The 9,404-nt window shown below is 71.7% G+C and carries 10 protein-coding genes; 4 read left to right on the top strand and 6 right to left on the bottom strand.

Going from position 1 to position 9,404, the window contains the following annotated elements; translation table 11 throughout:
- Positions 1 to 14: 14 nt before the first annotated feature.
- Entirely contained in the window at positions 15 to 857 is an 843-nt protein-coding gene (locus H489_RS30335) for a helix-turn-helix transcriptional regulator (RefSeq protein WP_017887568.1), read from the bottom strand.
- 101 nt (positions 858 to 958) lie between these two features.
- Here H489_RS30335 and H489_RS30330 point away from each other — a divergent pair, with 101 nt between their 5' ends.
- A complete protein-coding gene (locus H489_RS30330) occupies positions 959 to 1,642 on the top strand; it encodes an SDR family NAD(P)-dependent oxidoreductase (RefSeq protein ID WP_017887567.1) in 684 nt (227 codons plus the stop codon).
- Between the two features lie 66 nt (positions 1,643 to 1,708).
- On the opposite strand, the gene poxB is transcribed toward H489_RS30330, so the two are convergent.
- On the bottom strand, positions 1,709 to 3,433 hold the full coding sequence (gene poxB / locus H489_RS30325; protein ID WP_017887566.1) for a ubiquinone-dependent pyruvate dehydrogenase: 1,725 nt from the start codon (positions 3,431 to 3,433) through the stop codon (positions 1,709 to 1,711).
- Between the two features lie 98 nt (positions 3,434 to 3,531).
- On the opposite strand from poxB, the gene H489_RS0119400 reads away from it, so the two are divergent.
- On the top strand, positions 3,532 to 4,239 hold the full coding sequence (locus H489_RS0119400) for a phosphatase PAP2 family protein (RefSeq protein WP_017887565.1): 708 nt from the start codon (positions 3,532 to 3,534) through the stop codon (positions 4,237 to 4,239).
- 12 nt (positions 4,240 to 4,251) lie between these two features.
- On the opposite strand, the gene H489_RS30320 is transcribed toward H489_RS0119400, so the two are convergent.
- Positions 4,252 to 5,496, bottom strand: coding sequence for a multidrug effflux MFS transporter (locus tag H489_RS30320; RefSeq protein WP_017887564.1), 1,245 nt, complete (start codon positions 5,494 to 5,496; stop codon positions 4,252 to 4,254).
- A 46-nt stretch (positions 5,497 to 5,542) separates the two neighbouring features.
- Here H489_RS30320 and H489_RS30315 point away from each other — a divergent pair, with 46 nt between their 5' ends.
- A complete protein-coding gene (locus H489_RS30315) occupies positions 5,543 to 5,983 on the top strand; it encodes a MarR family winged helix-turn-helix transcriptional regulator (RefSeq protein ID WP_040419831.1) in 441 nt (146 codons plus the stop codon).
- On the opposite strand, the gene soxR is transcribed toward H489_RS30315, so the two are convergent.
- The 3 genes from soxR to H489_RS30300 form a co-directional block, all read right to left on the bottom strand.
- Positions 5,980 to 6,480 carry a redox-sensitive transcriptional activator SoxR gene (soxR, locus tag H489_RS30310; protein ID WP_017887562.1) on the bottom strand — a complete coding sequence of 167 codons (501 nt, stop codon included), beginning with the start codon at positions 6,478 to 6,480 and terminating at the stop codon, positions 5,980 to 5,982. The two genes, H489_RS30315 and soxR, sit on opposite strands and share 4 nt — an antisense overlap.
- Positions 6,481 to 6,559: 79 nt before the next feature.
- Complete coding sequence (locus tag H489_RS30305) at positions 6,560 to 7,612, bottom strand: YdcF family protein (RefSeq protein WP_017887561.1); 1,053 nt, start codon at positions 7,610 to 7,612, stop codon at positions 6,560 to 6,562.
- The gene (locus H489_RS30300; protein ID WP_031259984.1) at positions 7,609 to 8,064 is read right to left on the bottom strand and encodes an iron chaperone; all 456 of its coding nucleotides are present in this window, start codon (positions 8,062 to 8,064) and stop codon (positions 7,609 to 7,611) included. The genes H489_RS30305 and H489_RS30300 overlap by 4 nt, the downstream gene beginning before the upstream one ends.
- Positions 8,065 to 8,155: 91 nt before the next feature.
- On the opposite strand from H489_RS30300, the gene mgrA reads away from it, so the two are divergent.
- Positions 8,156 to 9,199, top strand: a complete 1,044-nt coding sequence (gene mgrA, locus H489_RS30295) for an L-glyceraldehyde 3-phosphate reductase (protein ID WP_017887559.1) — start codon at positions 8,156 to 8,158, stop codon at positions 9,197 to 9,199.
- Positions 9,200 to 9,404 lie beyond the last annotated feature (205 nt).

The raw sequence follows: 9,404 nt of genomic DNA, 5'->3' as shown, positions 1-9,404 counted from the left end.
CCCCCGCCCCCGCCTCACCCCACCAATGACTGCGTCCCCACCACAACAGCCAGCGCCAGCCGCTCCGCATCCACCGACCCGGGCTCCGCCGTGTACGCCAGGATCCGCAGGTCCTCCGGCCCGACGACCAGGGTGTCGCAGTCCAGGGTGAGCAGCCCGACGTCCGGGTGGTCGATCACCTTCCGCCGGGCGGTCTCGCCCGGCGCGGTCGCGCCCGAGTCCCACAGCTCAACGAACCGCGGGCTCGCCGCCCGCAGCTCCCGCACGAGGTGCTGCAGCTGGCGGTCGAGCGGGTAGCGGGCCGCGGTCATCCGGAGCCCCGCCACCAGGTTCGCCTCGAACACCGCCTGCTCCTGTGGTGTGTGCACGGCACGGCTGCCGGAGCCGACCAGGTGCCGCCACGTCGTGTTCCGGTCGTTCCCGCGCAGCGCCTCGACCGGCCCCATCAGTGCGTCGTACGGGGCGTTGGCGACGAGCAGGTTGCCCGCGGCGTCGAGCACCGCGACCGGGGTGTCCGCCAGGCGGTCGAGCAGTCGCTGCACGCTCGGCGGGATCCGCGACGGCACCACGTCGGCGCCCGGGACCGCGTGCCCGGCGAGCCGGTAGAGCAGCTCGCGGTCGGCATCGGCGACCCGGAGCGCCCGCACGAGCGCCTCGACGACCTGGGCCGATGGCGAGGTCGCGCGCCCCTGCTCGAGCCGGGTCAGGTAGTCGGCGGAGATGCCCGCGAGCTGTGCCAGCTCTTCTCGACGCAGCCCGGCCGCTCTCCGACGCGGCCCGACGACCACGCCGACGGCATCGGGAGAGACGTGGTCGCGCAGCCGCCGCAGGGTGTGCCCGAAGTCCGTGTCCGCCATACCCCCAGTCTGCGCGCGCCGAGCGGCCGGGTCCTGGCCCTGCCGGTCCTACGACAACCGGTCGACTCCCTGCGGTCGTCGCCGAGTACGACGCTGGACCCATGACAACGACACTCATCACCGGGGCCACCCGCGGCCTCGGCCGGGAAACCGCCCGTCAGCTCGTCGAGGCGGGCCACTCCGTCTGGATCGGCGCACGGGACGCCGCCCAGGGCGCCGCGGTCGCCGCCGAGATCGGCGCCCGCTCCGTCCAGCTCGACGTCCGCGACGACGACTCGGTCGCCGCCGCGTTCGCCCACGTCGACGCGAACGGCGGACTCGACGTGCTCGTCAACAACGCCGGCATCGCCGTCTGGGGGCAGAACGGCCCCGAGGCACTCGCCGTCTTCGACACGAACGCCGTCGGCACCATCCGCGCGACCGAGGCCGCGCTGCCGCTCCTGCGTCGTTCCGCGAACCCGATCGTGGTGAACCTGTCGAGTGCGCTCGGCTCCTTCACTGCCACCCACGACCCGTCGAAGCCGGCGTCCACCGTGCCTGCCGTGGTCTACGGCGCGTCCAAGGCCGCCGTCTCGATGCTGACGGTGCAGTACGCACGCGTCGTGCCCGAGGTGCACTTCGTCGCGATTGAGCCCGGCTACACGGCCACCGAGTTCGGTGGCATGCCGAACCCGCACGGTCGCCCCGTCGAGGTCAGCGCCGCGACGATCGCGGCCGCCGCGAGCGCGGGCCCGGAGGGCCCCACCGGCGTGTTCCTGGAGGACGGCCAGACGCTCGGGTGGTGACGAAGAGACGGACTGGAGGCTCGTGGCGGCGCCGCCACGAGCCTCCAGTCCGTCGTCCGGTCGCGTCTACAGCAGCTGGCGCGCGTTGGTGGACGCGAGGTCCAGCAGCTCGTCGCCGCGACCCGACAGCACCGTGCGGATGGCGTAGAGCGTGAAGCCCTTCGCCTGCTCGAGCGTGACCGCCGGGGGCATGGAGAGCTCCTGGCGGTTCGCGCGGACCGACACGAGCGCGGGGCCGTCGTGCGCGAGCGCGGCGGCCATCGCGTCCTCGAAGTCGTCGGACACGTCGACCTGGAAGCCCTTGATGCCGATCGCCTCGGCGACCGCGGCGAAGTCCGGGTTCTGCAGCTCGGTGCCGTAGTTCACGAAGCCGGCGGCCTTCATCTCGAGCTCGACGAAGTTGAGCGACGAGTTGTCGAAGACCACGATCTTCACGGGCAGCTTGTTCTGCACGATCGTGATGAGCTCGCCGAGGAGCATCGTCAGCCCGCCGTCGCCGGCCAGCGCGATCACCTGGCGGTCCGGGAAAGCGGTCTGCGCACCGATCGCCTGCGGGACGGCGTTCGCCATCGTGCCGTGCACGAACGAGCCGATCAGCCGGCGCTTGCCGTTCATCGTGAGGTAGCGCGACGCCCACACGACGGGGGAGCCGACGTCGGGGATGAAGACGGCGTCCTCGGCGGCGAGCCGGTCGAGCACCCGGGCGACGTACTGCGGGTGCAGGGGCTTCTTCTTCCCGGCGGGGACCGCCAGGTCGTCGAGCTTCTCGCGGGTCTTCCGGTAGTGCTTCAGGGAGTCCTCGAGGTGCTTCGTCGGGTGCGAGCCGGTCAGCAGCGGGACGAGTGCGAGGGCGGTGTCCTTGACGGTGCCGACCAGGCCGATGTCGACCGGGTGCCGACGGCCGAGTTGCGAGCCGCGGATGTCGACCTGCACGTGCTTCGCCTTGGCCGGGAAGAACTGCTGGTACGGGAAGTCGGTGCCGAGCATGAGCACGACGTCGGCGTCCTCCATCGCGCGGTACCCGGAGGCGAAGCCGAGGAGCCCGGTCATCCCGACGTCGTACGGGTTGTCGTGCTCGATGTACTCCTTGCCGCGCAGTGCGTGCACGATCGGGGCCTGCAGGCGCTCGGCCAGGGCGACGACCTCGTCGTGGGCGTCCGCGACGCCGGCTCCGGCCAGGATCGTGATCCGGTCGGCACCGTTCAGCAGGTCGGCGGTGCGCTGCAGCTCGGCCTCGCTCGGCACGATCCGCGGGGTGGTCCGCTCGATGCGGGTGACGCGGTCGTCCTTCGCCTCGGCGAGCAGGACGTCGCCGGGGATCACGAGCACCGCGACGCCGCGCTTCTCGATCGCCTCGCGCATCGCGATCTCGAGCAGGCGGGGCATCTGCACCGGGTCGGCGACGTACTCGACGTAGACGGAGCACTGGCGGAAGAGCTCCTGCGGGTGGGTCTCCTGGAAGTAGCCGGAGCCGATCTCCGCCGTGGGGATGTGCGCGGCGATCGCCAGGACCGGTACCCGAGAACGGTTCGCGTCGTACAGGCCGTTGATCAGGTGCAGGTTGCCGGGGCCGCAGCTGCCGGCGCAGACGGTCAGGTCACCGGTCAGGGCAGCTTCGGCCGAGGCGGCGAACGCAGCAGCCTCCTCGTGACGGACGTGCTCCCACCGCATCGTGCCGTCCTTGCGCAGGGCGTCGGTGAAGCCGTTCAGGGAGTCCCCGGGCAGGCCGTAGACCCGGTGGATGTCGTTGGCGCGGAGGGTGGCGACGATGTTCTCGGCAACGGTTGGCATGCGTCCTGTCTACTCCCGACCGCTGCGCTGAACGCTTTCGGATGATCGTGAGGCTCGCTCGACCCCAGATGCCGAGGTCGGGCTGTCACGATGGTCTGATGACCGACGACGCGCCGCTCCTCCGTCCCCGCCGACGGGAGCCCGCCGCGTACGGGATCCTCGAGCGTTCGCCGTACCCGCTCGTCTCGGTGGCGATCGCCGTCATCGCGGTCGTCGTCATCACCATCGTCGGGTTCACCCTGGGCACGGTGGACCTCGGGCTGTCCAAGGCCCTCAACGCGTTGCACACCGGGTTCACCGGGGTGTTCACCACGGCGGTCTACCACGTGATCAGTCCGGCCCCGGCGATCGGGATCACGGTCGTCGTCGTCGCCGTGATCTGGTGGCGCACGCGCGACCTGCGCCCGGCGCTGGCGTTCGGCGGCACCATCGCGATCACGTGGGTGCCGTCCGCCGTCGTGAAGGAGATCGTGCACCGTGCCCGGCCCGACGTCGCCGTGCTGCCGCACCCGTTCCCGGTGCAGCCCGACCCCGGGTACCCGAGCGGGCACACGGTCTACATCACGGCGTTCGTCATCGCCCTGATCTGGCTGCTCCGCGAGACCCGGTGGCACCGACTGGCGTTGACGCTGGGAGTCGTGGCCATCGTGATCGTGTTCTTCGCGGTGTCGATCGACGCGGTGCACTACCCGACCGACGCCGCTGCCTCGATCCTATGGGCGCTCGCCGTGGCGCCGGGGGTGCGGGTGGTGTGGGTCGACTGGCTCATGCCGCGGGTACCGTTCCTGCGGCCGCGGCGGGGCTGACGCCGGGCTGGGTCAGCGGGCCGTGCTGGTCCGGCCCCGCGCCGCGAGCAGCGCCACGACGGCCACCACCGCGGCGGCGAGCATCACGATCGCCAACGGTGCCGCGGTGTCCGAGCCGCCGATGCTGACGAGCGGGGACACGAGCGCCGCGAGCCCGAACTGCAGCGCACCGAGCACGGCCGAGGCGCTGCCGGCGGCCGACGGAACCGCACCGAGGGCGAGCGCCGTGGCGTTGCCGAGCACCAGGCCGAGCGAGCCCACCGCGGTGAACAGCGGCACGGCGAGCCAGATGACCGGCGCCCCGGAGGCGACGAGCAGCGCGAACGCGACGGTCGACGCGAGCACGAGCACGATGCCGAGCGACAGCACCCCGGTGACCGAACGGGTCGCGGTGAGCTTGGCGGACAGGATGCTGACGCCCATCAGCGCCAGGGCGTTCAGCCCGAAGGCCAGGCCGTAGCCGACCGTGCCGAAGCCGATCATGTCCTGGTACAGGAACGGTGATGCGGAGATGTAGGCCATCATCACGGCGAACGCGAAGCCGAACACGGCCGTGTAGCCGAGGAACGTGCGGGAGCGCAGGGCTCGGAGTGCGGAGCCCGAGCCGCGGCGTTCCTCGCGCAGGGTGTCGCGGTGTTCCTTCAGGTGGGTCTCGCGGATCACGGCGAGGACCGCGACGAGCATGACGACCGACAGGCCGAGCACGATCGAGAGCAGGCCGCGCCAGCCGATCGGGCCCGTGAGCAGACCGCCGAGCAACGGTGCGACGACCGGGGCGACCCCGCCGACGATCATCATGAGCGAGAACGCCCGGGCGGCGGACTTGCCCGTGGCCAGGTCGGAGATGACCGCACGGCTGATCACCATGCCGGCCGCACCGCCGAGGCCCTGCAGCAGGCGGGCGGCGATGAGCACGCCGATGTTCGGCGCGAGCACCGCGGCGATGCTGGCGAGCACGCACACGGCGGCGCCGGCGATGAGCGGCGGCACACGGCCGAACCGGTCGGACAGCGGGCCGAACACGAGCTGGCCCGCGGTCACGCCCACCAGGAACGCGGTCAGGGTGAGCTGCACGGCGGTGGCGCTCGCCCCGAGCTCGGTGGTCATCTGCGGGAACGCCGGCAGGTACAGGTCGGTGGCGAAGGGGGCGACGGCACTGAGCAGGCCGAGCACCAGGAGCAGCGCGGTCGTGATGCCCTGCTGCTTGGTCGTGGGTGTCGCGATCGTCGCGCGGATGGTTCCGGTGTCCGTGGTCATTGTTATGAAAGCATAACTCATCGCCGGAGATCGGTACAGTACGGACATGCACTCTGCCGTGTCCGACCACGTCCTCGCCGAGTTCGCGGACGTCCTGCTCAGGATCGCGCGTGACATCGACCCACACGGCTCCGAGACCCTCGACATCGTGCCGCTGACCGGCACCGAGGCGCTCGTGATGCGCTGGATCAACCGCAACCCGGGCACCTCGCCCAGCGCCACCGCCGAGGCCACCGCCCTGCAGCGCAGCAACCTCAGCGTCGCGCTCCGGTCGCTCGTGGCCAAGGGGATGGTCGAGCGGCGCCAGGACCCCGCCGACGCCCGTACCGTGCAGCTGCACTCGACCGCGCTGGCGCAGGAGAGCGTCGACCGGCTCTACCGGCACTGGTCCGGCAAGCTCCGGACGGCACTCGGCGGCGACGAGCGGGGCACGGCCGAGGCACTCGCGCTGCTGCAGCGGATCGACGACGGACTGCGCGCGGGTTAGGCGACAGCGTCCTCGGCGGCGCCGGCTGCGTCGTCCTCGATCGGCAGCAGTCGGCGTGCGCCGTGCCCCTCGTCGCCCAGGGCGTCGCCCGGGTTCACGACCGAGCAGGCACCGAGCGAGACGCAGCCGCAGCCGATGCACTGCGTCATCTCCTGCTGCAGGCGCTCGAGCTCCAGCTGGCGGGCCCGCAGTCGTGCGCGCCACCGCTCGTTCAGCCGGTTCCAGTCGCGCAGCGAGGGCATGCGGTCGGCGGGCAGCGCCTCGAACTGCTCGGCGACCTCGCTGAGCGGGATGCCGAGGCGCTTGGCCACCTGGATGATCGCGATCCGCCGTTCGACGTGCCGCGGGTACATCCGCGTGCCACCGTCGGTGCGCTCCGGGTGGATCAGCCCCTTGCGCTCGTAGAAGTGCAGGGCCGAGGCGGCCACGCCCGTGCGGCGCACGATCTCGCCGATGGGCAGCAGGTCGGTGGGACGTGGCGGCTGGATCTCGACCATGGTCGAGATCTTACGGCGGCTCGGACTGGAGGCGCGTGGCGGGCCCGCCACGGGCCTCCAGTCCGTCCGTGGGTCGCGTCTACCGCTGCTGGAACGACTCCCAGAGCAGGAACCCGGTGAACAGCACGAACGGCGTGCAGGCGACGACGTTGAGCCAGCGGTGCTCGACGATCACGGCCGCGAACTCCCGCAGGAACGCGCTCGGGACGTAGTACGCGGCCGTGCGCGCGCCGACGACCTGGGCCGGCAGGTCGAGGCGACGGGCCAGGGTCGCGGCCCGCAGCACGTGGTAGTTGTTCGTGACCACGACCATCTGGCCGTCCCGTCCGGCGGCCGTCTGCACGTCCCGCGAGAACCGCAGGTTCTCGCGGGTGTTCCGGGACGCGGTCTCCGGCACCACGTCGTCCGGGTCGGCGCCGTTCGCCACCAGGTACTCGGCCATCGCGGTGCCCTCGGGGCGGGGTTCGTCGTCGCCCTGCCCGCCGGACGGCACGAGGAGCGGCCGGCGTCCGGCGCTCCGTTCGGCCCGGTAGACGCCGAGCGCCCGGTCGAGCCGGCTCTGCAGCAGCGGTGGGACCTCGCCGTGCACGAGCCCGGAGCCGAGGACGACGATCGTGTCGGGGACGATGCCGTGCCGCGTCCGCCCGTAGACCACCGAGTACAGGGCGAAGGCGACCAGCGACAGGGCGAAGTACCCGCAGACGAACACCATCAGGACGGCGACCGCGATCTTCGTGCCGTCCCAGAGCGTGAAGCCCTCGCCGCTCCCCGAGACGAGCAGGGCGATGGCGACCGCCGGCAGCACGAACACGGCCACCCCGGCGGCGAGCGACAGCAGGTTGCCGACGCTGCGGCCCTCGGCCCGGAGCATCTGCAGGCCGTTCGCGACCAGGGCGACCCCGAGCACCACCACGGCGAGCGGCACGAGCAACAGCACCACGGCGACGAGCAGGCTGAACCCGGGGACCACCGCGGTCAGCACGGACACGACCGTCGCGAGCCCGAACAGCACGGCCGCGGTCAGGAACACCCCGTTGCGGAGCATCCGCGGGTCCCGGCGTCGTCCCAGCAGGTACAGCACCAGGAACAGCAGGGCGAAGACGGGAGCAGCCCCCAGCCCGAGCACCGTCACCCGACCGCGCGGCGGATCAGCTCGGCCACCCGTGCCTCGTCGGCCTCGGAGAACTCCGGGCTGATCGCCCACGACGTCGGCCAGAACGTGCCGTCGTCGAGCGCGGCCGAGTCCTGGAACCCGAGCGTCGCGTAGCGGGCCTTGAACTTCGCGGCGTCCTGGAAGAAGAACACGGCCTTGCCGTCGCGCGCGTAGGCGGGCATGCCGTACCAGAGCTTCGGCGCGAGTTCGGGTGCGACCTCGAGCGCGAGGCGGTGGATGCGCTCCGCCAGGCCGCGGTCCGGCTGGGGCATCTCGGCGATCTTCGCCTCGACCGCCGCGGCGTCGGCCGCTGCCTTCTCGGCCTTGGTGCCCTTCGTGCTGCGGGTGCGCTTGACCTCGGCGGCGTGCTCCTGCATCGCCGCGCGCTCCTCGTCGGTGAAGGTGGTCTCGGTCTTCGTCGTCCGTGCCATCGTCGTCTCCTCGTGGTCTGGTGCACCCATCATGGGTCCGCGAAGCGAAGCACGCGAGGCCGTGGCCGTCTTCGAGTGCCAGGCTCGTTGCATGACCTACATCGCCAGTGACGACCGCTACGACTCGATGACGTACCGCCGGACCGGCCGCTCGGGCCTCGACCTGCCGTTGCTCTCCCTGGGCTACTGGCACAACTTCGGGGACGACATGCCGTTCGAGAACCAGCGCGCCATCAGCCGTCGGGCCTTCGACCTCGGGATCACCCACCACGACCTCGCGAACAACTACGGCCCGCCGTACGGCGCCGCCGAGGTGAACTTCGGCCGCCTGATGCGTGAGGACTTCCGGCCGTACCGTGATGAGATGGTCGTCTCGACGAAGGCGGGCTGGGACATGTGGCCCGGACCGTACGGGCAGGGCGGCGGCTCGCGCAAGTACGTGCTCGCCTCGCTCGACCAGTCCCTGCAGCGCACGGGCCTGGACTACGTCGACGTCTTCTACTCGCACCGCCTCGACGCGTCGACCCCGCTCGAGGAGACGATGGGCGCCCTGCACACCGCGGTCCAGCAGGGCAAGGCGCTGTACGTCGGGATCTCGTCGTACGACGCCGAGCGCAGTCGGCAGGCAGCCGAGATCCTCCGCGACCTCGGCACCCCGCTCCTCATCCACCAGCCCTCGTACTCGATGCTCAACCGTTGGATCGAGACCGAGGGGCTGCTCGACACGGCCGGCGAACTCGGCTTCGGCGTGATCGGCTTCACCGCCCTCGCGCAGGGGCTGCTGACCGGCAAGTACCTGAACGGTGTGCCCGAGGACTCCCGAGCGGCGGCGGGCAAGTCCCTCGACGCGTCGAGCATCACGCCCGAGGTCGTCGAGCACCTCCGCGCCCTGAACGACGTCGCCGCCGCCCGCGGACAGTCCCTCGCGCAGCTCGCGCTCGCCTGGGCACTCCGCGACGAGCGGGTGACCTCGCTCGTGATCGGTGCGTCGCGGGTTTCGCAGCTCGAGGACAACGTCGCTGCGCTGTCGAACACGTCGTTCACCGACGAGGAGCTCCGCGTCATCGACGAGCACTCCGTCGGCATCACCGACGTCGACCTGTGGGCGGGAGCCCGCGCGGGCGAGGTCTCCTGACCCGAGCGCCGCGCCGCAGCAGTTCCTCGGCTGGTCGCATCTCGTTGACCGGTCAGCTCAGCTGACTGGTCACGACACGTCGCGGGTCGCCTGCCGACTGGTCGCGAACTGTCGGCTGGCGGCGCCGCAGGCGACGGTCTGCGACCGCGCCGCGGCCGGCCGACGGGGTGTCGTGACCGGCGGGACCAAGCCCGGCCCGAACTCC

Origin of the sequence: Curtobacterium flaccumfaciens UCD-AKU (assembly GCF_000349565.1) — a bacterium.
In the GTDB taxonomy this organism is placed as follows: domain Bacteria; phylum Actinomycetota; class Actinomycetes; order Actinomycetales; family Microbacteriaceae; genus Curtobacterium; species Curtobacterium poinsettiae.
This window is presented reverse-complemented; position numbering and strand designations above follow the sequence as displayed.